Origin of the sequence: Bhargavaea beijingensis (assembly GCF_900101985.1) — a bacterium.
Lineage (GTDB): Bacteria > Bacillota > Bacilli > Bacillales_A > Planococcaceae > Bhargavaea > Bhargavaea beijingensis.
The window spans coordinates 33834-58108 of the sequence record NZ_FNAR01000011.1 but is presented as its reverse complement, the minus strand read 5'-3'; the positions used below and the strand labels follow the sequence as shown (position 1 = coordinate 58108).

General features: G+C 57.7%; 22 protein-coding genes and 1 riboswitch. All 22 genes read right to left on the bottom strand.

The genetic code is table 11. The features are described from left to right. Positions 1 to 45: 45 nt before the first annotated feature. The gene (icmF, locus tag BLT01_RS09495; RefSeq protein ID WP_092097444.1) at positions 46 to 3309 is read right to left on the bottom strand and encodes a fused isobutyryl-CoA mutase/GTPase IcmF; all 3264 of its coding nucleotides are present in this window, start codon (positions 3307 to 3309) and stop codon (positions 46 to 48) included. Beyond that, positions 3306 to 3965 carry a TetR/AcrR family transcriptional regulator gene (locus tag BLT01_RS09490; protein WP_092097443.1) on the bottom strand — a complete coding sequence of 220 codons (660 nt, stop codon included), beginning with the start codon at positions 3963 to 3965 and terminating at the stop codon, positions 3306 to 3308. The genes icmF and BLT01_RS09490 overlap by 4 nt, the downstream gene beginning before the upstream one ends. Further along, the gene (locus BLT01_RS09485; protein ID WP_092097442.1) at positions 3962 to 5101 is read right to left on the bottom strand and encodes an acyl-CoA dehydrogenase; all 1140 of its coding nucleotides are present in this window, start codon (positions 5099 to 5101) and stop codon (positions 3962 to 3964) included. The genes BLT01_RS09490 and BLT01_RS09485 overlap by 4 nt, the downstream gene beginning before the upstream one ends. 224 nt (positions 5102 to 5325) lie before the next feature. Next, a complete protein-coding gene (locus tag BLT01_RS09480; RefSeq protein WP_092097441.1) occupies positions 5326 to 6462 on the bottom strand; it encodes an acyl-CoA dehydrogenase in 1137 nt (378 codons plus the stop codon). 42 nt (positions 6463 to 6504) lie between these two features. Further along, positions 6505 to 7356, bottom strand: coding sequence for a 3-hydroxybutyryl-CoA dehydrogenase (locus BLT01_RS09475; protein WP_092097440.1), 852 nt, complete (start codon positions 7354 to 7356; stop codon positions 6505 to 6507). A 2-nt stretch (positions 7357 to 7358) separates the two neighbouring features. Continuing rightward, positions 7359 to 8564 carry an acetyl-CoA C-acetyltransferase gene (locus BLT01_RS09470; RefSeq protein ID WP_092097439.1) on the bottom strand — a complete coding sequence of 402 codons (1206 nt, stop codon included), beginning with the start codon at positions 8562 to 8564 and terminating at the stop codon, positions 7359 to 7361. Positions 8565 to 8745: 181 nt separating this feature from the next. Further along, positions 8746 to 10911 (bottom strand): heterodisulfide reductase-related iron-sulfur binding cluster, encoded by a 2166-nt coding sequence (locus tag BLT01_RS09465; RefSeq protein ID WP_092097487.1) that lies wholly within the window; start codon positions 10909 to 10911, stop codon positions 8746 to 8748. Positions 10912 to 11171: 260 nt separating this feature from the next. After that, complete coding sequence (locus tag BLT01_RS09460) at positions 11172 to 11846, bottom strand: hypothetical protein (RefSeq protein WP_092097438.1); 675 nt, start codon at positions 11844 to 11846, stop codon at positions 11172 to 11174. Beyond that, positions 11843 to 12328: an ECF transporter S component gene (locus tag BLT01_RS09455; RefSeq protein WP_092097437.1), complete on the bottom strand. Its 486-nt coding sequence runs from the start codon at positions 12326 to 12328 to the stop codon at positions 11843 to 11845. Before BLT01_RS09455 ends, BLT01_RS09460 begins: the two co-directional genes overlap by 4 nt. Beyond that, positions 12325 to 12921, bottom strand: a complete 597-nt coding sequence (locus tag BLT01_RS09450) for a cob(I)yrinic acid a,c-diamide adenosyltransferase (RefSeq protein WP_092097436.1) — start codon at positions 12919 to 12921, stop codon at positions 12325 to 12327. The genes BLT01_RS09455 and BLT01_RS09450 overlap by 4 nt, the downstream gene beginning before the upstream one ends. 21 nt (positions 12922 to 12942) lie before the next feature. Then, positions 12943 to 13335 carry a bifunctional adenosylcobinamide kinase/adenosylcobinamide-phosphate guanylyltransferase gene (locus tag BLT01_RS09445; protein WP_176765108.1) on the bottom strand — a complete coding sequence of 131 codons (393 nt, stop codon included), beginning with the start codon at positions 13333 to 13335 and terminating at the stop codon, positions 12943 to 12945. Further along, a complete protein-coding gene (locus BLT01_RS09440; protein ID WP_092097435.1) occupies positions 13287 to 13883 on the bottom strand; it encodes a histidine phosphatase family protein in 597 nt (198 codons plus the stop codon). Before BLT01_RS09440 ends, BLT01_RS09445 begins: the two co-directional genes overlap by 49 nt. Then, positions 13856 to 14623, bottom strand: a complete 768-nt coding sequence (cobS, locus tag BLT01_RS09435; RefSeq protein WP_176765107.1) for an adenosylcobinamide-GDP ribazoletransferase — start codon at positions 14621 to 14623, stop codon at positions 13856 to 13858. Before cobS ends, BLT01_RS09440 begins: the two co-directional genes overlap by 28 nt. After that, positions 14620 to 15447 carry a cobyric acid synthase gene (locus BLT01_RS09430; protein ID WP_092097433.1) on the bottom strand — a complete coding sequence of 276 codons (828 nt, stop codon included), beginning with the start codon at positions 15445 to 15447 and terminating at the stop codon, positions 14620 to 14622. The genes cobS and BLT01_RS09430 overlap by 4 nt, the downstream gene beginning before the upstream one ends. Further along, on the bottom strand, positions 15444 to 16031 hold the full coding sequence (locus BLT01_RS09425) for a bifunctional adenosylcobinamide kinase/adenosylcobinamide-phosphate guanylyltransferase (protein WP_092097432.1): 588 nt from the start codon (positions 16029 to 16031) through the stop codon (positions 15444 to 15446). The genes BLT01_RS09430 and BLT01_RS09425 overlap by 4 nt, the downstream gene beginning before the upstream one ends. After that, entirely contained in the window at positions 16004 to 17080 is a 1077-nt protein-coding gene (cobD, locus tag BLT01_RS09420; RefSeq protein ID WP_092097431.1) for a threonine-phosphate decarboxylase CobD, read from the bottom strand. Before cobD ends, BLT01_RS09425 begins: the two co-directional genes overlap by 28 nt. Then, entirely contained in the window at positions 17067 to 18026 is a 960-nt protein-coding gene (gene cbiB / locus BLT01_RS09415) for an adenosylcobinamide-phosphate synthase CbiB (RefSeq protein ID WP_092097430.1), read from the bottom strand. The genes cobD and cbiB overlap by 14 nt, the downstream gene beginning before the upstream one ends. Beyond that, the gene (locus BLT01_RS09410; RefSeq protein WP_092097429.1) at positions 18017 to 19501 is read right to left on the bottom strand and encodes an adenosylcobinamide amidohydrolase; all 1485 of its coding nucleotides are present in this window, start codon (positions 19499 to 19501) and stop codon (positions 18017 to 18019) included. The genes cbiB and BLT01_RS09410 overlap by 10 nt, the downstream gene beginning before the upstream one ends. Next, the gene (locus tag BLT01_RS09405; RefSeq protein ID WP_092097428.1) at positions 19494 to 20516 is read right to left on the bottom strand and encodes a FecCD family ABC transporter permease; all 1023 of its coding nucleotides are present in this window, start codon (positions 20514 to 20516) and stop codon (positions 19494 to 19496) included. Before BLT01_RS09405 ends, BLT01_RS09410 begins: the two co-directional genes overlap by 8 nt. After that, the gene (locus tag BLT01_RS09400) at positions 20494 to 21519 is read right to left on the bottom strand and encodes an ABC transporter substrate-binding protein (protein WP_245696909.1); all 1026 of its coding nucleotides are present in this window, start codon (positions 21517 to 21519) and stop codon (positions 20494 to 20496) included. The genes BLT01_RS09405 and BLT01_RS09400 overlap by 23 nt, the downstream gene beginning before the upstream one ends. A 152-nt stretch (positions 21520 to 21671) precedes the next feature. After that, positions 21672 to 21803: riboswitch (cobalamin riboswitch) on the bottom strand. A gap of 195 nt (positions 21804 to 21998) precedes the next feature. Further along, positions 21999 to 23669: an arginine--tRNA ligase gene (argS, locus tag BLT01_RS09395; RefSeq protein ID WP_092097426.1), complete on the bottom strand. Its 1671-nt coding sequence runs from the start codon at positions 23667 to 23669 to the stop codon at positions 21999 to 22001. Continuing rightward, entirely contained in the window at positions 23666 to 24100 is a 435-nt protein-coding gene (locus BLT01_RS09390) for a DUF1934 domain-containing protein (RefSeq protein WP_176765106.1), read from the bottom strand. The genes argS and BLT01_RS09390 overlap by 4 nt, the downstream gene beginning before the upstream one ends. Positions 24101 to 24275: the final 175 nt, after the last annotated feature.

Genomic DNA, 24275 nt, shown 5'->3' with positions numbered 1-24275 from the left:
GGAAGCGGGACATCTGAAATTTTTCTTGCGGAAAGCATCTTCCCCTTACATGTTCCTGCGGTATTGGCCGCCGACTTCATAAAGGGCTGACGTAATCTGGCCGAGGCTCGCGACTCTGACCGTATCCATGAGTGCCTCGAAGATGTTGCCTCCCGACACAGCCGCTTGTTTCAGCCGGCCGAGGGCTTCCGTCGTGCGGTCGCCATGCCGCTCCTGGAATGTCTTCAGATTGCTGATCTGGGTCTCTTTCTCTTCCTTCGTGGCACGGGCAAGTTCCATGTTGTCGATGTCTTCCTCGGATGGCGGATTCGGGTTCAGATACGTATTGACCCCGATGATCGGCAGTTCACCCGAATGCTTAAGGTGCTCGTAGTACATCGACTCTTCCTGGATCTTGCCGCGCTGATACTGGGTCTCCATCGCGCCCAGGACACCGCCTCGGTCGTTCAGGCGGTCGAACTCGGCAAGAACGGCCTGTTCGACGAGGTCGGTCAGTTCCTCGATGATGAACGAGCCCTGAAGCGGGTTCTCGTTTTTCGAGAGCCCATGTTCTTTTGTGATGATCATCTGGATTGCCATCGCGCGGCGGACCGACTCTTCTGTCGGCGTCGTGATTGCCTCGTCATAGGCGTTCGTATGGAGAGAGTTGCAGTTGTCCTGCAGTGCCATAAGCGCCTGGAGCGTCGTCCGGATGTCATTGAAGTCGATTTCCTGTGCGTGCAGGCTTCGCCCCGATGTCTGGACGTGGTACTTCAGCTTCTGGCTGCGCTCATTAGCGCCGTATTTCTCACGCATCGCAATCGCCCAGATGCGCCGTGCCACGCGCCCGATCACCGTATATTCCGGGTCGAGGCCGTTCGAGAAGAAGAACGACAGGTTCGGCGCAAAGTCATCGATGTTCATCCCGCGGCTCAGGTAGTATTCCACGTAAGTGAAGCCGTTCGCCAGTGTAAAGGCAAGCTGGGAAATCGGGTTGGCCCCCGCCTCGGCGATATGGTAGCCGGAAATCGATACCGAGTAATAGTTGCGGACCTTGTGGTCGATAAAATACTGCTGGATATCCCCCATCATGCGGAGCGCGAACTCGGTCGAGAAGATGCATGTGTTCTGGCCCTGGTCTTCCTTCAGGATATCCGCCTGAACAGTCCCCCGGACAGTCTGGAGCGTCTGTTGGCGCACTTCCGTGAATTCCTCAACATTCAGCGTGCGGCCGAGCTCTTCCTCCTTTTTCTTCACCTGCTGGTCGATCGCAGTGTTCATAAACATGGCGAGAATGATCGGTGCCGGCCCGTTGATCGTCATCGAGACCGACGTCGAAGGGGCGCACAGGTCGAAACCGTCATAAAGCTTTTTCATGTCATCGAGTGTGCAGACCGACACGCCGGACTCGCCGACCTTGCCATAAATGTCCGGACGGTAAGCCGGATCTTCGCCGTACAGCGTGACCGAGTCAAATGCGGTGGACAGGCGCTTTGCATCGTCGTCCTTGGATAGATAGTGGAAGCGGCGGTTGGTCCGCTCCGGCGTCCCTTCTCCCGCAAACTGGCGCTTCGGATCTTCACCCTGGCGCTTGAAGGGGAACACGCCCGCCGTATACGGGAAGGAGCCGGGTACATTTTCCGCGTACACCCAGCGGAGGATTTCCCCGTAATCCTTGAACTTCGGAAGGGCGACCTTAGGAATTTTCAGGCCGGCCAGACTTTCCGTCCGGAGGATTGTGCGGATTTCCTCATCCCGGATTTTTGTGACAAATTCTTCTCCGGAGTAAGCCTCCTTCAGGCTTTCCCAGTTCTCAAGGATGCGCTTCGACTCAGTCGACAGCTCACTGTTCACCCCATCGATCAGCGATTGGAGGGATGCCTCGAGTGCCTCGTCCCCGCCTTTCTCGCGGATCATGGCGAGCGTGCCTTTCAGCTGGAACAGCCTGCGGCCGAGCTCTGCCTGCTGTTTCGCGTGCTTGTGATAGTCACGGATCGTTTCTGTAATCTCGCGCAGATAATAGCGGCGGTCATTCGGAATGATGACGTTCTGCTTCTGCGTTTTGACAGACTGCTTATAGGACGTTTCCCAGCCGAGGTTGAATTTGCCGTTCAGCACATCGACGATTGCCGCAAACAGTGAGTTAGTGCCCTTGTCGTTGAACTGACTTGCGATCGTACCGTACACCGGCATTTCATCAAGCTCGCGGTCCCACAGCAGGCGGCTCCGCTGGTACTGCTTCTGCACTTGGCGAAGTGCATCCTCGGACCCTTTACGCTCGAACTTATTGATGGCGATGAGGTCCGCAAAGTCAATCATGTCAATTTTTTCGAGTTGTGTCGGCGCACCGAACTCGCTCGTCATTACATACATCGACGCGTCTGCGATCTCTGCGACTTCGGCGTCGCCCTGTCCGATCCCGCTCGTCTCGACGATGATCAGGTCAAAGCCTGCCGCACGGACGACATCTAGAACATCGCGGATGGCGCCGGACAGCTCAGAGCGTGAGCCCCGTGTCGCAAGGCTCCGCATGTAGACTCGGTCGCTGAAGATGGCGTTCATGCGGATCCGGTCGCCGAGAAGCGCGCCACCCGTTTTCTGCTTGGTCGGATCTATCGACAGGATGGCGACTTTTTTGTCCGGCAGCTCATGGAGGAACCGGCGGATCAGCTCGTCAGTCAGCGAGCTTTTCCCTGCGCCCCCCGTACCCGTGATGCCAAATACCGGCGTGTTTTTCGACTTCTGCCGGACGGCTTCCAGCATCTTTTTCGCTTCTTCGGTCCGGTTCAGGTGCGCGTCTTCCGCCAGCGTGATCAACCCGGACAGGAGAGGCACATTGTCCGCGGTCAGCTCTTCAGGATGGCCGAGGTCCTTTTTCTCGGACGTCTTGAAATCACACTGCTTCAACATTTCATTGATCATGCCCTGAAGCCCGAGCCGTCTTCCATCCTCAGGGGAGAAGATGCCAGAAATGCCGTAGTCTTGAAGTTCCTTGATTTCCTTCGGAATGATCACGCCTCCCCCGCCTCCATAGATGCGGATATGCGGTGCGCCTTTTTCCTTCAGCAGGTCATGCATGTACTTGAAGTATTCGACGTGGCCACCCTGGTAGGAAGAAATCGCGATCCCCTGCACGTCTTCCTGGATGGCGGCATTGACCACTTCCTCGACTGAACGGTTATGTCCGAGATGGATCACTTCCGCACCGCTCGCCTGAAGGATGCGGCGCATGATGTTAATCGAGGCATCGTGGCCGTCGAACAGGCTGGATGCCGTCACGAACCGGACATGGTTCACCGGCTTGTAGACTTCAACTGGTGCCGTTGTCATTTTGTTTCCCCCTCCTGCGGACAGCCTGCCACCCCGTAAAGCAGCTGGTCCGTCAGCATATCGATGAATTCCCCCAATGTGAACTGTTTGCGCAGCGTCCAGCGGCGGAACGCCCACATCTGTCCCTGGACGATGATATGGTGCGCGCCGAGCCTGGCTTCTTTTTCGGAAAGCCGGATTTCTCCCGCCTCCGAACAGCCGGCCAGCATCCGCTCGAACAGCCCCGCCATTTCAAGTTCTTTTTCGAGCACATAACTGAGTGCAGTTCTCGGCAGGGACTTTGTCTCCTGGTACATGACCGTGAATTCGTCGTCCATGGCATCAATCGTTTCAATATAGAGGCGGATCGCATCCTTCAGGCCGGCCAGCGTTCCCTGCTTTTCCGCAAGCGGAGACAGGCGGTGATTGACTTCCTCATAGATGCGGTCGCATACGAGATACAGGACATCTTCCTTTGTCCGGATATATTCATAGAGTGTGCCGATGCTGAAGCCCGCTTCCTTTGCGATTTCCCGCGTGGTCGTGCGGTGGAACCCCTTCTCCCTGAACAGCTTCACCGCTCCGCGGATCATTTGGTCGCGGCGCTTCTCGATCAGTGACTCATCCTTGACCGACGACTTCACCTCGTGCCGCACCGACGTTTTCTTGCCGGTCATTTTGTCAGCATACGGGAGATGACGAGGCGCTGGATCTCCTGTGTGCCCTCGTAAATCTGCGTGATTTTCGCATCACGCATAAAGCGCTCGACCGGATAATCTTTCGTATAGCCGTACCCGCCGTACACCTGGACCGCCTCCGTCGTAACGTTCATCGCCGTGTCGCCAGCCATGAGTTTCGCCATTGCGGACTCCTTGCCGTACGGGAGGCCGTTCGACTCGAGCCAAGCTGCCTGATAAGTGAGCAGTCGGGACGCCTCGATCGAAGTTGCCATATCAGCGAGCTTGAAGCCGATGCCCTGGTTTGCCGCGATCGGCTTGCCGAACTGCTCGCGCTCCTTCGCGTAGGCAACCGAGTGGTCAAGCGCGCCTTGCGCAATGCCCACCGCTTGTGCCGCAATACCGTTACGGCCACCGTCCAGTGTTTTCATGGCGATGATGAATCCCTGGCCCTCTTCGCCAAGCAGGTTTTCGGCAGGGACTCTGCAGTTGTCAAAGATGACTTCTGTTGTCGGGGACGAACGGATGCCCAGCTTTTTCTCCTTTTTACCGACCGCGAAGCCTTCAAAATCACTTTCTACGATAAATGCGCTCGTGCCTTTGTGCTTCGAGGATGGGTCGGTGACTGCGAACACGATGTACGTGTCGGCAATCCCTCCGTTCGTGATGAACATCTTGGAACCGTTCAGAATGTAATGGTCGCCATCCTTTTTCGCGGTCGTCTTCATGCCGCCCGCATCAGAACCTGAGCCCGCTTCCGTCAGGCAGTAAGCCCCGATTTTCGAGCCTTCCGCCATCGGACGGAGATACTTCTGCTTCTGCTCTTCCGTGCCGTATTTATAGACCGGCCAGCCGGCAAGCGATGTATGCGCCGACAGGACAACACCTGCGGACGCATCGACGCGGGAAAGCTCCTCGACAGCGATGACGTATGCGAGGAAATCCGAACCGATGCCCCCGTACTCTTCAGGCCAAGGAATGCCTGTAAGGCCGAGCTCAGCCATCTTGTGGAACAGCTCCACGTCGAAGCGCTCTTCCTCATCGCGCTCCGCCGCTGTCGGCGCGACATCCTTTTCTGCAAAGTCGCGCACCATTTTCCGGATCATTTCATGTTCTTCGGACAATTTAAAGTTCATTTTGTTTTCCACCTTTCGGTCAATCGGCCGGGCCGTTTATTAGTCCTTTTATAGGGCGCGTGATACGGGGCGCAGCAACCGGCAGGCGGCAGCCTTGTTGATCATTCACGGCCCGGTTCTGATCTTTCGCCGTGGCTTCATTATCTTTCGGCCGCCCTTTCTGATCTTTCATGCCGCCGGGCCAGGAGATTCGCCCCAACGCCCGCTTGTGGGCGCAGAGCCTCTCACTTTGTGAGATGTTTGCTGATGACCATCCGCTGGATCTCGCTCGTGCCTTCATAGATCTGCGTCACTTTCGCATCGCGGAAATAGCGTTCCACAGGGTAGTCTTCAGTGTAGCCGTAACCGCCGTAGACTTGGACGCCTTCGATGGCGCAGTCCATGGCCGCCTGGGAGGCGAACAGTTTTGCCATCGAGGCTTCCTTGCCGGCGGGCAGGCCGCGGCCGTACAGGTCGGCCGCCTGGTAGACGAGAAGACGTGCCGCTTCCACAGATGTCGCCATGTCGGCGAGCTTGAAGCCAATTCCCTGGTTTGCCGCAATCGGCTTGCCAAACTGCACCCGTTCCTTTGCATAAGTGACGGCCGCTTCGGTCGCGGCTTCCGCGATACCGAGCGACTGGGCGGCAATGCCGATCCGGCCGGCGTCCAGGTTGGCGAGGGCGATCTTGAATCCTTCGCCTTCCTGGCCGAGCACGTTATTCTCCGGCACGCTCATGTCCTCGAACGTCAGCTGGACGGTGCGGGAGCCGTGGAGGCCCATCTTCTCCTCGTCCTTGCCGATGACGAGGCCCGGCGTGCCTTTATCGACGATAAACGCCGTGACGCCGCGGCTTCCCGCTGCCGGATTCGTGTTGGCAAAAACGATGTAGACATCCGCCTCGCCCCCGTTCGTGATAAACACTTTGGAACCGTTCAGCACGTAGTGGCCGTCTTTTTTTACGGCCTTTGTCTTCATCGCGCCGGCATCAGATCCCGAGGACGGCTCGGTGAGGCAGAATGCGCCGAGATACTCGCCCGACGCCATCTTCGGGATATACTCCTGTTTCTGCTCTTCCGTCCCGAACTTCAGGATCGGGTTGATGCCGACCGACGTATGGACGCTCAGGATCACACCCATGACGGCGCTTGCTTTGGACAGCTCATGGATTGCAATGATGTAGCTGGTGTAGTCCATTCCGGAGCCGCCATACTTTTCGGGCACCGTGATGCCCATAAGCCCGAGCTCCCCCATCTTTTCAAGCAGCGGACGCGGGAACTCGCCGGCCTCCATCCGGGGGATAAACGGTTCCACCTCGTTTTTCGCAAAGTCGCGCACCATCCGGCGCATCATGTTCTGCTCTTCGTTGAATGTAAAATCCATGGTGTGCACCTCTTCTAATAAATGCCGTGCAGACGGCCCGGCTTATTCGTAGATGTAAAAACCGCGGCCCGACTTTTTGCCGAGCCAGCCGGCGTTGACGTATTTGCGGAGCAACGGGCACGGGCGGTATTTCGGATCGCCGAAACCGTCTTGCAACACTTCCATGATGTACAAGCAAGTGTCCAGGCCGATAAAGTCCGCAAGCTGGAGCGGGCCCATCGGGTGGTTCATGCCAAGTTTCATCACTTCGTCGATGGCTTCTTTTGTTGCGACGCCTTCATATAACGTGAAAATCGCTTCGTTGATCATCGGCATGAGCACGCGATTCGAGACGAATCCCGGATAGTCGTTCACCTCGACCGGCGTCTTGGACAGCTTCCTCGTCATGTCCTCGACCGCCTGGTACGTTTCATCGGTTGTGGCGAGGCCCCGGATGATTTCCACCAGCTTCATGACCGGCACCGGATTCATGAAGTGCATCCCGATCACTTGTCCCGGCCGGTTGGTGACAGCGGCAATTTCCGTGATCGGCAGCGCGGATGTGTTCGTTGATAAAATCGCATGTTCCTGCGCGTGTTCGTCAAGCTGCTTGAAGATTGACTGCTTGATCGCCATTTTTTCAACTGCCGCCTCGATGATCAGGTCGGCATGCTGCGCATCGGAAAGATCCGTCGACTTCCGTATGCGGCCGAGCGCGGCTTCTTTTTCCTCTTCCGTCATCCGGCCCTTTTCCACTCCGCGGGAAAGATTTTTCGTGATGACACCGAGTCCTTTTTCATAGGCTTCTTCGCTGATATCATTTAGGGTCACGTCGAACCCGGCCTGGGCGCACACCTGTGCGATGCCGCCGCCCATCTGTCCGGCTCCGATGACCATGACGTGTTTGATGTCCATGTTTATTCCCCCTGTCCCTGTTTTGGTACTTCGATCATGACGGCATCCCCCTGGCCGCCGCCCGAGCAGATTGCAGCGATGCCGGTGCCGCCGCCACGGCGCTTCAGCTCATGCGCGAGTGTTAAAATGATCCGTGCGCCGCTCGCACCGATCGGGTGGCCGAGCGCGACTGCGCCGCCGTTGACGTTGACTTTCTCCGGATCGAGCCCTGCGATTTTCGCGCTGGCGAGCGACACGGCCGCAAACGCTTCGTTGATCTCGAACAGGTCGATTTCCTCCAGCGACTTGCCCGTCTTTTCCAGGATTTTATTGATGACAAGCCCCGGTGTCTGAGGGAAGTTTTCAGGCTCCACGGCGACTTCCGCATGGGCGATGATCTCAGCCAGCACATCCTTGCCTTGCTGAATCGCATGATCGGCATCCATCAGGACGAGCGCGCAGGCGCCATCATTGACTCCCGGCGCGTTGCCGGCCGTGATGGTGCCTTCCTTGCCGAATGCCGGCTTCAGCTTCGCAAGCGTCTCGTAAGACGTATCGCGGCGGGGTGCCTCGTCTTCCCCGACGAGGATGGTCTGCCCTCTCCGTGCGGGTACCTCGACCGCCACGGTTTCTTCCACAAACAGGGCTTCATCGATCGCCTTCACGGCGCGCTCATGGCTTCGGAGCGCCCATTCGTCCTGGGCTTCGCGCGTCAGCTCCATCGTTTCCGCGGTGCTGTTCCCGTACGTGCCCATATGCACCCGGTCCGGGTGGAACGAGCAGGACAGCCCGTCATGGATCATTCCGTCGACCAGCGGCGCATCGCCCATCTTCAGGCCGAAGCGGCCCTTCGGCATATAGTACGGTGCGTTCGACATCGATTCCATGCCGCCCGCCACGATCACCTGCTCTTCGCCGAGGCGGATAAGCTGGTCGCCGAGTGTCACCGCGCGCATGCCGGATGCGCAGACTTTATTAATCGTTTCGGTCTTCACCTTCCACGGGATGCCTGCCTTGTTCGCGGCCTGCCGCGACGGGATCTGTCCCTGGCCGCCCTGCAGGACGGTTCCCATGATGACTTCGTCTACTTCTTCCGGTGATGTTCCGGTCCGTTCCAAGGCTGCCCGGATCGCCACTCCTCCAAGATCGCTTGCCGTCTGAGACGCGAGCAGCCCGCCGAATTTTCCGAATGGTGTTCGTGCCCCGCCAAGAATCGCCGTTCTTGCCATGATCGATTTCCCCCTTTTGGTTTTGAGAGCGTTTTCATGTCGGATTGAGACAATGTCGGGCAGCGCCGGTCCAATGAGTGACTGAACGCTCGCTCGACAAAACTCCAATAAAAAGGGAGTGACCGGCACTCCCTCTTTCATTTATTTCATTGTATCGAATTTTCAAAGTATCTGCAACGGCTTACTGGAGAATCGGTTCTTTCTCTTCTTCGGCCGCCGGTTCCAGGTTGTCCCCGAAAATGGAGCGCTCAAGAAGTTCCGCAACGTCGTACGTGCCGACCTTGTCTTCCACTTCAACCGCTTTTGTGCCATCAGAGATCATCGTCAGGCAGTACGGGCAGGCGGAAGAGATGACGGACGGGTTGACTTCCAGCGCCTGTTCGGTCCGGGCGACGTTGATCCGGTGTCCCTTGTCTTCTTCCATCCACATGAGCCCGCCGCCTGCACCGCAGCACATCGCATCCTGGCGGTTACGGACCATCTCGACAAGTTCGACGCCCGGGATGGACTTCAGAATTTCACGCGGCGCATCGTACACATCGTTATAGCGTCCGAGATAGCACGAGTCGTGGAACGTGATCTTTTCGTTCACCGCGTACTTCGGTTTCAGCTTGCCTTCCATGAGGAGCTTGTGCAGAAACTCGGTATGGTGGTAGACGATGGCCTGATAGCCAAAGTCCGGATACTCGTTTTTGAAAATGTTGTAGGCGTGCGGGTCAATCGTGATGATTTTCTTGACTCCGTTCTTTTCAAACTCTTTGATGTTCGCTTCGGCCAGCTCCTGGAACAGGAATTCGTTTCCGAGGCGGCGCGGTGTGTCACCGGAGTTCTTTTCCTTGTTTCCAAGGATGGCGAACTTGACGCCAGCTTCGTTCAGAAGATGAGCGAACGACAGCGCGATTTTCTGGGAACGGTTGTCGAATGCCCCCATCGCACCGACCCAGAGTAGGTACTCGAAGTCTTCTCCGGATTTTTTTGCTTCTTTGACTGTCGGGATGAGGAGGTCCGGACGCGCTTCGCGCCAGTTCTCCTTTTCCTTCCGGTTGAGGCCCCAAGGGTTGCCCTGGCGTTCGATGTTCGTCATCGCTCGCTGGGCGTCGGCATCCATGCGGCCTTCCGTCATGACAAGGTAGCGGCGGAGATCGATGATTTTGTCGACGTGTTCGTTCATGACCGGGCACTGATCCTCGCAGTTCCGGCAGGTGGTGCACGCCCAGATCTCTTCTTCCGTGATGACCTCCCCGATCAGGGATGGGCTGTAGATATCGCCGATAACCGCACCTTCAGCGCCTGCCGCCACCGCGAGCTGGTTGCCGCGTGTGTCGTTGAACATGAACGGCGGCACCCACGGTTTTTGTTTGGTCGTGACCGCGCCCGTGTTGGTCAGGTGATCGCGCAGCTTGGTGATCAGGTCCATCGGAGACAGCATCTTGCCGGTGCCGGTTGCCGGGCACATGTTCGTGCATCGCCCGCATTCCACACAAGCATAAAAGTCAAGCATCTGGAGCTGTGTGAAGTCCTGGATTTTCCCGACTCCGATCGACGGCATCTCTTCTTCGCCGCCTTCTTCTTCCGAATCGTCTTCCTCAAGCGCGGCGAAGTCGATCGGCGCCAGCTTGCCCCTGCGGTCAAATCGCATGAGATACGTGTTCGCGGGACCTGCGATCAGGTGGGCGTGCTTCGACTGAGGCACATACACGAGGAACGCGAGCAATGTCAGCAGGTGTACCCACCATGCGACAAAGAACACGGCGGCGGCCGCTGTCGGCGACATCCAGCTGAACGCGGAAGCGATCGCAGAAGCCATCGGTTCCGTCCAGGTTGTCCCATGGCCGTGCCAGATCATGTTCATGCCATTTGCAACGAGCGTCGACAGCATGAGGGTTCCGATAAAGATCAGGACGAGGCCGGCTTTCCAGCCGCGGCGCAGCCGGACGAGCTTCTCAACGTAGCGGCGGTAGAACGCCCAGACAACCGCGACGAGAATCATGAAGACGACGATTTCCTGGAAGAAAGTGAAGAACGGATAAACCGGGCCGAACGGCAAGTGGGAATCCGGCTTCAGCCCTTTCCAGATCAGGTCGATTGCCCCGAACTGAACAAGAAGGAATCCGTAGAAGAACATGACGTGAATCGTACCGCTCTTCTTGTCCTTCAGAAGCTTTTTCTGTCCGAAGACGTTTGTCCATACCGCATGCAGCCGTTCATCGATCTTGGCATCAAACTCCTCTTTCTTCCCGAGCCTGATAAAGTCAATGCGTGTTTTGACCACGTATGTGAACAATCCGAGCGCGTACGCAGTGACGGCCAGGAACAGAATCCAGTTGGCGATTAGCAATGGGTTCACAATGGTCCCTCCCTTTCCGGTACCGGCCGGCATTGAATCCGCTTTCACATGGTGAAGTCCAAGCCCGCTCCGGTATCTCTTTATGATTCCAGTGTAATAATGAATGAGCATTCAGTCAACAATAATTTTTGAATTTTGTCCCGAATAGCAAAAGTGAGGCATCGTGTCCCCAAGTTTACGGGAACGCGCATGCCTCTGCAATGTCTGTTTTTCTATTGATTGCCGGGCCGCTGTGCAGGAATCTACATCAAGCCCCTTGATCATTCGATTTCATCGAAGTAGTCTCTGAAATGATCCGAAGCTTCCGCCTCTTTTCCCGGAACCGCACGGACAAACACCGCCGTGGCAGGCCCGGCGGAAGCTGCGGGATCTACTCCCGCCGGCCAGCGGGCCAGCGGCCGCCCCGTCAGGCGCAACCATTCCGCACCGATTCCGCCGGACCCTGCCGGCCAGACGGCGTCAATGAGTTCCCCATCAAGTGCACGTTTGACTTTACCGAGTTCCGCGCACTTTTCCGGCTCCCTGATGACGTCCTGGCCGACAAGCGGGCGGCCGTAAAGAAACCATGACCCGCCGGATTGGGCAACTTCACGGCATCTCCTTCCGACCATTGTCACGGCCATGGCCGATTGGAGCATTTCCATGTTCGTCTCGGAACTGCCCGATATCGGCGGCATACCGAGCGTGCTTTCCGAGAACACCCGCCGGATTCCGGAAAGGTAGTCGTCCCAACTGGCGTCCCCGGCGAAATTGTGAAGGATGACGGCAACCGGTTCCGCTCCGGCCGCCCACTGTTCGAGCAACGTGACCCTCGCCGTGAAGTAGCCGACCAGGTCATCCGGCGCATGGACCGCGTCGGCCTCCTTCATGCCGATTCCGCCCGAGTTGTCCGTCGTAACGACGAGACCGCCGACCAGTTCCAAAGCATTTCTCACCTTGCCACCTCTTCACCGGCAACTGCTTTCCTGACAATCGGCATGACGGCGCCGGCAATGACGGCATTCACCAGTGTCGCTGCCGGAATTGCGACAATCGCCGTCCAGAAAAACGCCGGTGACACAAGCCAGTAAAACGGCAGGACTGCAAGCACACCGTTACCGATCAGGAAAAATCCCCATTTGAGAACGTTCCGTCCATGATGGTGCAGCCAGGCGAACCCACCGATCACAACAAACATTTCAGCGGCAATCAGCAGATGAAACGGTCCCAGCGGAGTCCCGCCGGTGACCGCAGATATCAGATGTCCGATCATCGCAGCCGTCCCTGCCGCTGCCGGCGGCAGGAAAACCGCCGACAGCAGGGCCGGCGCGGAGTCCAACGCAGCCGATCCGATGCCCATCGGAATCTTTACAAGAGCACCGATCGCGCAAAGTGCCGACACCATCGCAGTGAGCGCCAGCAGACGGGTGCGCTTCATTCGTCTCCACCCTTTTTCCCGGTCCGCTTTGTATTCCGGAACACCTTGGCGCTCCTTGCATATTCGACATCGGCCCGGCCAAGCCGGAAATTTGCGATTCGTGCCGCGGCAAACAAATAATCCGACAGCCGGTTGATGTATTGAAGAACGGTTTCGGGAACATCTTCCCCAGCATTCATCAGCCGGACCACCTGACGCTCCGCCCTTCTTGCCACCGTCCGGGCAATGTGGAGGGTCGCAGCCGGATCTGTTCCGCCGGGAAGGATGAAGCGCTCCAGTTCAGGCGCTTCTTCCGTCAGCTCGTCAATTCGTTTTTCAAGCCGTTCAATGGAAGACGGGCGTAGTTTCTCTTCCCGTTTTTTGGTGACGGTTGCCAGATCTCCCCCGCAGTCAAACAACTCATGCTGGATCTCTTCCAAGTCTTCAAGCAAATCACCGAACAGCTTATCCGGCAACTCGGACATCGACTTGCCGATAAATGAATTCAGTTCGTCCGTGGTCCCATACGCCTCGACACGGAGGTGATCCTTTCCCACTCTCGCACCGATCAGCCCTGTCATTCCTTTGTCTCCCGTTCGTGTGTAAATCCCCATCCTGATCCTCCTCCTATGTATTCATTTTAATTCTTGCGCAAGGCCGTACCAGATCCGCGTGATGCGGCCGGCTTCCCGGAACAGACGCTGGTTCAGCCTTCCGCACACATCCCGAAGCCAGCGCTCATGCGGATCAGCCGGAACAATGCCCCGGCCGATGTCCGTCACGATAATGGTCAGCTTTTCCCGGTCCGCGGCTTGGACAAAGCGGAACACGTCTTCCATGGCGGTTTCTTCATTCTCGTGATTGGCTGATAGGTAGGATTCAATCCCGGCCAGCACCACCCTGCCGGAGAGCGATTGCGGCAGCCGGGAACATGCTCCGGCCTCGATCCATTCCACTTGTTCACCGGCAAGTATTTCCCTTACATATTCGCGCTTCCCGTTATGGGCACCTCCGATAACGACGTGCACCGATGTCCCTCCTCCCATGATTTTCGATGGATCCACTCCAGCATGTATATTCCGCCCGGCGGAACACTCCAGCCGAAAAACGGCTGCCGCTCCGGCGCGAGTTCTGACAGCAGAACCCTGGCCGGGCCCCCGTGCGTGACAATGGCGGCCGACCGGATCTTTTGTTTTTTAAGGCGGTCAATTCCGTGCATCACACGGGCCTCCAGATCGGCAAACCGCTCGCCGCCCGGCGGGTGTTCAGCGGACGGGTCGTCAATCCAGCTGCGGTAGCGGACGTTCTCTTTCAGGTCTTCATACGTTTTCATTTCCCATTCCCCGAAATTCGCTTCCCGAAATTCCTGCCTGGCTTCGTATGGCATCCCAGGAAACAGCATCACGGCTGTTTGCCGGCAGCGAAGCAGATCGCTTCCTGTCAGATGATCCGGATAAAGCCCTGAAGGTCCCGCTGCCGTGCAGACGGGAACATTGCTCCATCCGACATAACGGCGCTCCCGATTGGCCGCTGTTTCGAGATGGCGGATCAGATACAGAACAAAAGGATCGTCCATAAAAGCAGCTCACACCCTTCGATAAATGCACCGGCCAGATCGCCGGTTGCCCCTCCGAAGTTCCGGGCCGACCAGTTTCTGAAAAACAGAACCGCCGCAGGTACCGCGACGGCGGCGAGCAACGGAAACAGCAAGCTGCCGGACCACACAGCAGCCGCCGCTCCGCCAGAGGCAAGCAGCACTGCGGCAGGAAGGGCGAGAGGAAACCCTTCCAGTTTCTCTATGAAGAAAACAAGCAATCCCGAACGTTTTGCCTGCATGGAAACCGCCAGATAGATGGCAAGCCCCGCCCGTGCCGCGAACGGCACGAACACGACAAAGGCCGGCAGCAGGCCTCCCCGGCTGATTAAATCTTCCAGGACCGCAAGCTTACCCAGAATCAGAAACAGGAGCGCCATCGTACCGAACGCCCCGATTCGCGGATCTCCCATGATCTCCAGCCGCTTGTCCCGTTCCCGGTATGAAAAATACGCATCCCCCATATCCGCCCATCCGTCAAGATGAAGGCCGCCGGACAAGACGGCGGACAGGAGCACCAAAATGAACGCCGTAAGAAACGGTCCCGTTCCTCCCGGTCCCGAAGCCAGTGCCGCTGCCGACCAGGACACAGCGCCGATCATGGCGCCGACCAGCGGATAAAGGGTGAACATCCAGATCGTCTCTTTTCGTCCGATCGGCAAGTTTTTGCGGACAGGCACGGCCGTGAAAAACTGGACAGCGAGGAGAAATCCGCGGATCATCTGCCGTCTGCCCCAAAAATCAGTTGCCGGATGCGCGGCCAGTCCGCATGCCTCCGAAAATGCGCTGCCCATTCATCATACTTCGGTAGTTTCATGTCTTCTGCATGTCCGAGAGAATCCTCTTCTTCGATTCCATGCTCTTCCAAATGCGGAATCACGCCCAGTACGGGAAGGCCGGTGCGCTTCTCCAGGAATTCAATGCCGCTCCGGAACAGCCGGATATCCCCCCGGAATTTGTTGATGAGAAGTCCCCTGACCCGGTCCCGGTCCTCCGGAACCATCAGTTCGAGCGTGCCGATGATTGAGGCGAACACGCCGCCCCGCTCGATGTCCGCGACAAGCAGAACCGGCACATCGGCCTCTCTGGCGACCCGCATATTCACCAGTTCCCGATCGTTCAGGTTGACTTCCGCCGGGCTGCCTGCACCCTCGATGACAATGGCATCATAACGTTCGTCAAGCACCCCGAGCGATTTCCGGATCGCTTCCATTCCGGTCCGGAAAAAGCGCTCCCGGTATTCCATCCCGCCCATCCGGCCAAATGGCCTGCCGAGAAGCAGGATTTCGGCAGCCGTGTCATCCGCGGGCTTCAGGACGATCGGGTTCATCTCGGGCACCGGCCGGGTCTTGGCCGCTTCCGCCTGCACACATTGTGCACGGCTGATCCGGAGACCGCCTCCGATATCCGTCGTGAAGGCCGACATATTCTGTGACTTGAAAGGCGCCGTCCGGACTCCGTCGTCAGCGAGCAATCGGCAGATGGCCGTGCATGTCATGCTTTTTCCGACATGCGATGCGGTACCCTGAATCATGATCCCATTCATGCAATCCCTCCGTTTCCCGGTTTCCGAAGGAGCGGCATGCCCGCGTCCATTTCGTACGCGACGTCCGCCATTGCCGCGAGCTTTTGATGAATTCGCCCGAGCATTTCCGAATAAGCCCGGATATCCGCAGCGGAAGGAAGCGGCTCGTCCAGCACTTCATTGGAGACCACAACGACGGCAGACGCCTTATCGGTCATTTCGGACAAGGCTCCGAGCAGCTCCGAAACCTTTTTCTCGATGCATCCCGTCCGGCTGTGGCAAGGCAGGCCGCTTTCAATCCCTTCATACATTTCATTGGCCAACCATGTCGTGATGCAGTCGATCAAAAGCGCGTCTCCTTCATGGATCCTCGGAAGGATGCCCGGAAGATCCAGCGGGCGCTCGATCGTCTCCCACTGTTCCGGCCGTGCATCACGGTCCCGGCGGTGTCTCCGGATCCGGCTGTTCATCTCTTCATCCGCCGGCCGGCCCGTTGCGACATAAACGAGACGGCCGGCTTGTCGGTTGCCGAGCCAGCTTTCGGCAAAAGCGGTCTTTCCGCTTCTGACCCCTCCACTTATGAAGACGAGTGTTCCCCGAACCATCCGGCAAGCGCCTCCTTCAGAATCTCCATTTTTTCACGTTCCTTGATCCCCACCCGGAACCATGTCCCGTCCATGCCGAGGAAGTTTTCCGTATGGCGGAGGACGATGCCCTGCCCGAGCATCTCCCTATAGAGCCCGTCGGACTGCCGGGGACGGAAACTGATGTAGTTCGTTTCGCTGCCGGTCACGATGCACCCTGCCGTCTCCAGAAATTCTGAAAGCCGCCGTCTTTCCTCTTTACAATACCGGACTGTCCGCCGGCGGAATGATTCTTCCCCGAAGCACAGCTTTCCGATCCTGGCGGCCATTCCATTGACATTCCAATGCGGCACGGCTTTCCGGTGGCCCGCAATCCGTTCTCCGGAGCCGATCATATAGCCGAGCCGGATGCCGGCAATGCCGTACATTTTCGTCATCGACCGGACGACGACCGCATGCGGAAATTCTTCTGTATGGGGGATAAACGAGTGCTTCTCCCCCGCAAAATCCATGAACGCTTCATCGATCACCAGCTCGCAGCCGGTCCGGAGCCCGTGTTCAGCCAGCCGGCGGATGGCCTCGACGGAGAGCCGGACGCCTGTCGGGTTGTTGGGATTGCAGAGGTACAGCACATCTGCTTCCTCCATCTTTTTTATCACCCGGTCCTCCGGGAATTCCGGTTCTGCCGGGTCCGTCACAAAATCGATGCAAGTGGCGCCTTTTGAAAGCAAAGTGGCCTTGTATTCGGAAAACGTCGGGTGAATCAGGAGGGCGGTGCGGCCGCGGTATCGTTCCGCAATGACCGCAAACAGCTCGGCCGCGCCGTTTCCCGCCAGCACCCGCTCGGCAGGCACACCGTGATAATCAGCGGCGGCCGAGCGGAAGGGTTCTCCGTCCGGGTCCGGGTAATGCGGCAGCTCCGAAAGCAGTTCGGGCCAGATTTGCCGGACCCCTTCCGGAACACCGAGCGGATTCACGTTCTCACTAAAGTCCAGCACCCGGTCAGGCACTTCCATGCCGAGCCGGTCATACAGGCGGAGCGGATTCGCTCCATGTTCAGGCAATTGCAACTGTGATTCCTCCGATCGTTAAGCCAATTAAGAGAAACGCCCATGATGCGGCGTGCATCTGGTGTACGGACTCCGGTATGTCCGCGGCCTCAAGCGGACGATCCTGACGGCCCATTCTTGCGCGGTCGGACGGCACTCCCTGATACATGTTCAGCCCGCCAAGCGCGGCTCCGAGCTGCCAGGCTGTGGCCGCTTCCAGCCAGCCGCTGTTCGGGCTCGGATGCTTGGCGGCATCACGCCGCCATCCGGTGAGCCGCTCCCGGTACGGCAACCCGCTCCTGACCGGGGTGACGAACAAGATAAGAAGCCCCGTCAGCCGTGAGGGAATCAGATTCAGCACATCATCAGTTTTTGCCGAGAAAAAACCGAATGCCCCGTACCGTTCATTCCGATAGCCGACCATCGAGTCAAGCGTGTTGACCGCCTTGTAAACCCAGATGCCCGGCGCCCCGAGCAGCAGTGCCCAGAAAAGCGGCGCCGTCACGCCATCCGACGTGTTTTCAGATACAGTCTCCACAACTCCCCTCACGATTTCGGACTCAGGAAGAGAATCGGTATCCCGACCGACGATCCAGCCAAGCTTTTCCCGGGCTTCCGATAAATCTCCTTCCGCAAGAGGACGATACACGTCCATTGCGGCCTGTGCCAGGCTTTTCCGGGCAAGGCCTGCCGCAATCAGCAATGACTCCGCGGCAATGCCAGCTGCGCGGTGGAAGCCGTAGAAAAGCCAGACGGGGGCAGCCGCCAGGAGGCCGGAAACCCCCGCAGTGGCAAGGAGAAGGACCAGCCCTTTTGCACGGCGGTTGCTGCCCGTATTCAACCGGGTTTCCAAAAAGGTGATGAGCCGGCCGATCCATCGGACAGGATGAGGCCATCCGGGCGGGTCACCGATCACCCGGTCAATCAGGAAGCCGGCCAGACAGGCGATCAGATGGTTCAGGACCATCGGCCGCTCCCATCCAGATCAGCCTTCCGCCGGCGGTACCTGCGGATCGCTTCGGCCGTGCATTCAAACACGCCGCTGCCGATTGCTTTTCCGAGTTCGGTGACAGTCCCGGCATATGGGTAACAAATGCCCGTCTGGGTGGCCGAAATCAGAAGGCTGTCGGTCGACGTTCCGGTTGCCACCGTTCCGGTCAGCGGGTCCAGCACCTGTTCCGTCTGCATCGCCTTTGCTTTCGCCTCGGTTGCAGTGATCATTCCCTGGATCATCGCTTCTTCCGACAAATGCCCGTTCACAATCACCCAAGTGTTAATCGTTCCTGCGTAAACGTCACGGGAAGCGCCGAGCGAGGCGTCCACGGCATTGCCTACCCCCGCCGTCACGCAAATGACAATGGGCGCATCCGGTGGCCCGTATTCCCCGATCACGGCGTCTTCCGTCATGGCCGCCGTCATCATTGCCACCGTCTGGGTAAGCGGGAACCCGGTTTCATGCAGCCAGTTCCTCATCTCCGCCTCCGCATCGTCCGTGATATAAGCCGCGCCGACTTTCCGGTTGACGAAATGGCGGAACCAGCCGGCGCCTGCACGGTAAACAGCGGAAGAAACCGTCTTCAGGGGCATCCGGCTGTCGAGATGAACATACTCGCCCGACACCGAAAAATCGGATTTCCGGATGATTACTTTTTCGTGTCCCATCTCGTTGGCCGGAAGGAGCGTAATTTGCGGCTTCGGGATTTCCGGGTGCATCCCTGCCCTCACCCTTGCCGCGTATACGGTTTCCATCTTTTGTTCGTCGATCACTTCGTCCGGAGTTCCGAGCGCAGCCACTTCCCCCCGGTTCATGAGCAGCAGCCGGTCACAGTACAGCGAGGCCAAGTTGACATCATGGAAAACAGAGACGACAGTCAGCCCGTTTTGGGTCGCCTGGCGCCGTATGGTATCCAGCAGTTGCTGCTGATGCGCAATATCCAGATGGTTGGTCGGCTCGTCCAGCAGCAGTACCGGCGCTTCCTGGGCCAGTGCCTGGGCGACAAATACCCTCTGGCGCTCGCCTCCGGACATAAACTCAATTTCCGTATCCCGGTACTTGGTGACCCCCATCTGATCCATGGCCTTTTGGACTGCGCGCTCATCCGCGTCGGTCCAGCCGGCAAACAGGCCGGCCTGGTGGGGATACCGGCCGAGTGACACGGTCTGATACACCGTATGTGAAAACGCATCCGCCTGGAGCTGGGGAAGCACGGCAACCTGCCTGGCAAACGCCTTTCGGGAATATCCGGATATGGGCTTCCCGCCGATTTCGACCGAGCCGGAATCTGCCGGAAGCAGACCGCTCAGCATTTTCAGAAGCGTCGATTTGCCGCTTCCATTCGGCCCGAGAATCCCGAGCATGGTCCCGGCTTCCACCTTAAACGACACTGACCGGACGACCGGCGTGCCTCCGTATCCGCCTGTTAGCCGCTTGACATCAAGCATGCCGGTTCCTCCCCTTTCTCCGCTGCCTGTAGAAAATAAATGCAAACACCGGTGCCCCGATAAACGAAGTGATTACGCCCACAGGCAGCTCGGTGGGCGATATAATCGTTCTTGCCACGAGATCACAGAACACAAGCAGAGAGGCCCCGTTAATGAACGACAGCGGCAACAGATGCCGGTGGTCACTCCCCCATAAGAGCCGCGTCATATGAGGGACAACCAGACCGACAAATCCGATGGTCCCGGATACGGCAACCGCTGAACCGGTAAGAATCGAGCCACCGCCGAGAATCATCCATTTGCGCTTCCGTACGTCCACTCCGAGATGGTGGGCCCGTTCCTCTCCGAACAGCATCGCATTCAGCTCCCGCCGGCAAAGCCATAGCAGAAACCCTCCGATCAGGACAAACGGCAGGATCATCCATACGTACTTCCAGCCTCTCATCGAGACACTGCCCAGCAGCCAGCCGATGATCTGCCGGAGTTCTTCCCCGGTCAGGGCAATCATGAGGGACAGTACCGAGCCGAGAAATGACCCGAAGATGACCCCGGTCAGGATGATCGTTTCCATCTTGAGTGACCTGTCGACCGCCCGGGAAAAACCGATCACGAGAAGAAGCACTGCCATCGCGCCCGCCATGCTGAATACGGGAAGGGTATAGGTGCCAAACAATCCGATTCCAAAAAAGAGTGTCGCCACAGCGCCGACTGAGGCGCCGGACGACACTCCAAGGGTGTACGGATCGGCAAGCGGGTTTTTCAGAAGCCCCTGAAACGCCGCGCCCGCCAAGGCCAGCGACCCTCCGACGAGCCCTGCAAGCACCACCCTCGGCATGCGGATTTTCCATAGGATGTTCGCGGCTGTTTCATCCGCTCCCGGGTCCAGGAGCACTTGCAGCGGAATCTTCACCGATCCGACGGAAACACCTAGCCAAAGTGCCAGCAGGAGAACGGCAGCCGATACAATGTATGCGGCAACCGGCCGTTTCGTCTTATGCTGCTTGATCTTCTTCATCTTGTTCCGCTTCCCCGAATATTTCCGGATAAACTGCCTTCGCTACGGCTTCCAGACCTTCGGCAAGGCGCGGACCGGTACGGCTTGTAATGTTTTCATCAACCTGGATAACAGCCTTTTCCTTAATGGCGGTCACGGCGTCAAATCCTTCACGCGAGTAAACATCTTCCACTGCCGTATCGATGTAATCATACATGACCATGATGACATCCGGATTGCGATTGACGATCTCCTCCGGATCCATCATGACCCAGCCTTGCTGGTCGGCCGCAACATTTTCCCCGTGGATGATGTCCAGGAACTGCTGCATGAATGTGCCAGATCCAGGCGTGTAAATATCCGGTGCAGGCGAGGTTTCGACAAATACTTTTTTCTTGTCGGTGACTGCTTCCGCTTTTTCCTTGATTTCATCCACTTTGTCTTGCATGCCGCTGACGATTTCTTCGGCCTCGGCGGAATAGCCGGTCAGCTTTCCGATTTGCTGGATGGTTCCGTACGTTTCATCAAAATCTGTTGCATTCTTTACGACAAACACGGTGAGGCCCGCATCACGAAGCTGCTGCAGTCCTTCTTCCCCGACACCGAGTGCGGATTCGTGTGCAAACACAACGTCCGGCTGCAGGCCGACGATTTTTTCGACGTTGAATTCCTGCCCGCCGATTTTCTCGAGTTTTTGCGCTTCTTCCGGATAGTCGTCGAAGTCACTTCCGGCGACAACTGCTTTTCCGGCACCAACCGCGAAGAGAATCTCGGTGTTGCTCGGAACCATGGAAACAATTTTCTCCGGCTGTTTTTCCAGCGTAATTTCATTTCCGACAGCATCGGTTTCCGTGACCGGGAACGTTGCTTCCTGATCCGCTTTTCCGCCTTGGTCTGCTGTCTGCTGCTCTGTCTCACCGTCCTGGTTCTGCGGTTGTTCCGCACTGTCATCGGCCGAGCCGCATGCAGCAAGCATCAGTGCCGCAACAGGTGCGGCAAGCCACCTTAGCCATTTTTTATCCAACTCCGATTCCCCCTCATCATGATATACGGAACAGAAAAAACCCCCGCGCGACGCGGGGGGCAGAAATACCGGCAGGACGGGCACGCGGAAAAACGACCGCAGCCTGCTCATGCAGGCGCCGTTCCACACCGGCCTGTCCTCGCAGGCGCATTCAGGTGCTTTCCGCTGGGGCAGGTTTCCTGACTTGCGGCGTATAGCCGCTTACAGTGGCGGGACCGTGCCGGACTTTCACCGGCTTCCCTTTTACCCCCGCGATTCGGGGCACCTCAGCGTCATCCGGCAAAAAGTCATGCCGGATATTCAATTCCTCTTCAATTTAATCAGATGGCACGGTTTTTGTCGAGGGATGCCCGGGAAAAGCGGGAGCCGCCAAGGTAGGTTAACGTCTCGCCCGACTATCGCAACTTCTTAACGGAGTTCGTTGCCACAACCTGAAGACCGGCCCCCTTCAGCTTCTGCTGTAGGGGGCCGGCCGATCGTTACATCCGTTCCGGAGCGGCGACTCCGATCAGGCGGAGTGCGTTCGCAACGGTCGTTCGGGCTGCCGTGACAAGCGCGAGGCGCGCTTCCGACAATTCCTTGTTGTCCGGGTCGACGACTTTGTCAGTCGAGTAAAACGTGTGGAATGCGGATGCCAATTCCTGAATATATGTGGCAATCCGGTGCGGCGCGCGGAGCTTCGCCGAGTCCGCTACAACTTGAGGAAAATCGCCGATCTTCTTCATGAGATCGATCGCCTTCTCGCTGTCCTGCAGCAGACCGACATGTTCATCCGAACGGAACAGCCCGGCTTCATCCGCCTGGCGGAGAATCGAGCAAATGCGCGCGTGGGCATACTGCGCATAGTAGACCGGGTTTTCGTTGGACTGGGAAACCGCGAGATCGAGGTCAAAGTCCATCTGGGAATCCCCGGATCGCATGATGAAGAAGTAGCGGACCGCATCCAGGCCGACCATATCAACGAGCTCGCGCAGGGTAACTGCCTTTCCGGTCCGCTTGCTCATTTTGAACTTCTCGCCGTCCTTATACAGCTGGACCATCTGGGATACCAGCACTTCAAGCGTGTCCTTGTCGTAGCCGAGCGCCTCGATTGCCGCTTTCATACGCGGAATGTAGCCGTGGTGGTCAGCTCCCCAGATGTTGATCAGCTTGCCGAAGCCTCGCTGGAGCTTGTCCTCGTGATACGCAATATCCGGCGTCAGGTACGTATAAGTGCCATCCTTCTTGATGAGGACCCGGTCCTTATCGTCTCCGAATGTCGTCGAGCGGAACCAGGTGGCGCCATCTTCCTCATAAACATGGCCGTTTTTCTTGAGCTTACCGAGTGCCTCCTCGATCTTGCCGGACTCATAAAGCGTCGATTCGGAAAACCAGTTGTCAAATGTCACGCGGAAATCGGCCAGGTCCCGCTTGATTTTGTCCAACTCGATGCCAAGGCCATGCTTGCGGAACCACTGGAAGCGTTCTTCTTCCGGCATCTTGGCGAACTTGTCGCCGTGCTCCTGAGCGAGTGCATTGGCAATTTCGATGACATCCTTGCCGTGGTAACCGTCTTCCGGCATTTCCCGCTCTTCGCCAAGCGCCTGGAAATAGCGGGCTTCGATCGACAAAGCCAGGTTGTTGATCTGATTGCCGGCATCGTTGATGTAGTATTCACGGGAAACGTCATAGCCTGCAAAATCGAGCACATTGCAGAGCGCGTCACCGATTGACGCGCCGCGGCCGTGGCCGAGGTGAAGGTCGCCTGTCGGATTGGCCGAGACGAACTCGACCTGGATTTTCTCGCCTTCCCCCGAGCCGCTGCGGCCGAAGTTCTCGCCCTTTTCCAGCACGTCCTTCACGACATCGCCGAGATAGTCGGTTTTAATGGAGATGTTGATGAAACCCGGCCCTGCGATGTCGACCGATCGGATCGGTGTGCCATCTTTGTCCAGGTTGCCGACAATCGCTTCAGCGATGGTGCGCGGCGGCTTTTTCGCAATTTTCGTCAGTTGCATCGCGATGTTGGTGGCATAATCGCCGTTTTCTTTGCTTTTCGGCGTCTCGAGCATCACATCGGGCATTTCCGCCACATCTACGAGACCCGCCTTTTCCACCGCGATGCCGAGCGCGTCCTTCAGCTGTTGTTTGATCTGTTCCACTGTGCTCATGCTTTTCCCTCCGAATAAGTAAATTCCACATCATAGGTGCCGACAGTCTCACTGCCCGACATCAAGTCATACTCGGCCGCGAACCGCCCTTCCGAACCCGGTTCGTAGCAGACCGAGCCGGTTTTGACCGTCAGCGGCAAGCCCGCACCCCCGCTTCCGTAGCGTCCTTCCCGCTGCTCGCCCGGGACGAGAGGAAGCCGCATTGAAACTTCTCCGTTCCGCATGATCAGCCCTTCCTCATGTCCCATCCGGACCATCGTGCGGACTCTCTGGCCGTCCGCGTTTTCTTCAAAGCTCAGATACGTTTTGCCCGCTTTTTCAATCAGAAGGCCCTCCGCCCGGATGAAGTTCCGGAACGGCTTCTCGCCCGGCTGACGGACCGTCGTCACGAGGCGGATGCTGACCGCTCTTCCTTCCTCGGGAATAGTCATCTGGATGCCCCCGTTCATAATCATTTCCCTATTATATCCCGCAGGGCCGTGGGATTTCAATGGATGCCGGCTCCGTTCCCCATAAGTGAACGGTTTACCGGCAGGCCCCTGCGGCGAACCGAGTAAATTCATCCGTCCGCGGAACACAGCCCGTCGGCTAGATGCCACGAACAAA

What these genes read in the sequence shown, in the direction of transcription:
- icmF (WP_092097444.1), bottom strand. Translation starts at nt 3,309, where the DNA reads ATGACAACGGCACCAGTTGAAGTCTACAAGCCGGTGAACCATGTCCGG.
- BLT01_RS09490 (WP_092097443.1), bottom strand. Translation starts at nt 3,965, where the DNA reads ATGACCGGCAAGAAAACGTCGGTGCGGCACGAGGTGAAGTCGTCGGTC.
- BLT01_RS09485 (WP_092097442.1), bottom strand. Translation starts at nt 5,101, where the DNA reads ATGAACTTTAAATTGTCCGAAGAACATGAAATGATCCGGAAAATGGTG.
- BLT01_RS09480 (WP_092097441.1), bottom strand. Translation starts at nt 6,462, where the DNA reads ATGGATTTTACATTCAACGAAGAGCAGAACATGATGCGCCGGATGGTG.
- BLT01_RS09475 (WP_092097440.1), bottom strand. Translation starts at nt 7,356, where the DNA reads ATGGACATCAAACACGTCATGGTCATCGGAGCCGGACAGATGGGCGGC.
- BLT01_RS09470 (WP_092097439.1), bottom strand. Translation starts at nt 8,564, where the DNA reads ATGGCAAGAACGGCGATTCTTGGCGGGGCACGAACACCATTCGGAAAA.
- BLT01_RS09455 (WP_092097437.1), bottom strand. Translation starts at nt 12,328, where the DNA reads ATGAAGCGCACCCGTCTGCTGGCGCTCACTGCGATGGTGTCGGCACTT.
- BLT01_RS09450 (WP_092097436.1), bottom strand. Translation starts at nt 12,921, where the DNA reads ATGGGGATTTACACACGAACGGGAGACAAAGGAATGACAGGGCTGATC.
- BLT01_RS09440 (WP_092097435.1), bottom strand. Translation starts at nt 13,883, where the DNA reads ATGGACGATCCTTTTGTTCTGTATCTGATCCGCCATCTCGAAACAGCG.
- cobS (WP_176765107.1), bottom strand. Translation starts at nt 14,623, where the DNA reads ATGATCCGCGGATTTCTCCTCGCTGTCCAGTTTTTCACGGCCGTGCCT.
- BLT01_RS09430 (WP_092097433.1), bottom strand. Translation starts at nt 15,447, where the DNA reads ATGAATGGGATCATGATTCAGGGTACCGCATCGCATGTCGGAAAAAGC.
- BLT01_RS09425 (WP_092097432.1), bottom strand. Translation starts at nt 16,031, where the DNA reads ATGGTTCGGGGAACACTCGTCTTCATAAGTGGAGGGGTCAGAAGCGGA.
- cbiB (WP_092097430.1), bottom strand. Translation starts at nt 18,026, where the DNA reads ATGGTCCTGAACCATCTGATCGCCTGTCTGGCCGGCTTCCTGATTGAC.
- BLT01_RS09410 (WP_092097429.1), bottom strand. Translation starts at nt 19,501, where the DNA reads ATGCTTGATGTCAAGCGGCTAACAGGCGGATACGGAGGCACGCCGGTC.
- BLT01_RS09405 (WP_092097428.1), bottom strand. Translation starts at nt 20,516, where the DNA reads ATGAAGAAGATCAAGCAGCATAAGACGAAACGGCCGGTTGCCGCATAC.
- argS (WP_092097426.1), bottom strand. Translation starts at nt 23,669, where the DNA reads ATGAGCACAGTGGAACAGATCAAACAACAGCTGAAGGACGCGCTCGGC.
- BLT01_RS09390 (WP_176765106.1), bottom strand. Translation starts at nt 24,100, where the DNA reads ATGACTATTCCCGAGGAAGGAAGAGCGGTCAGCATCCGCCTCGTGACG.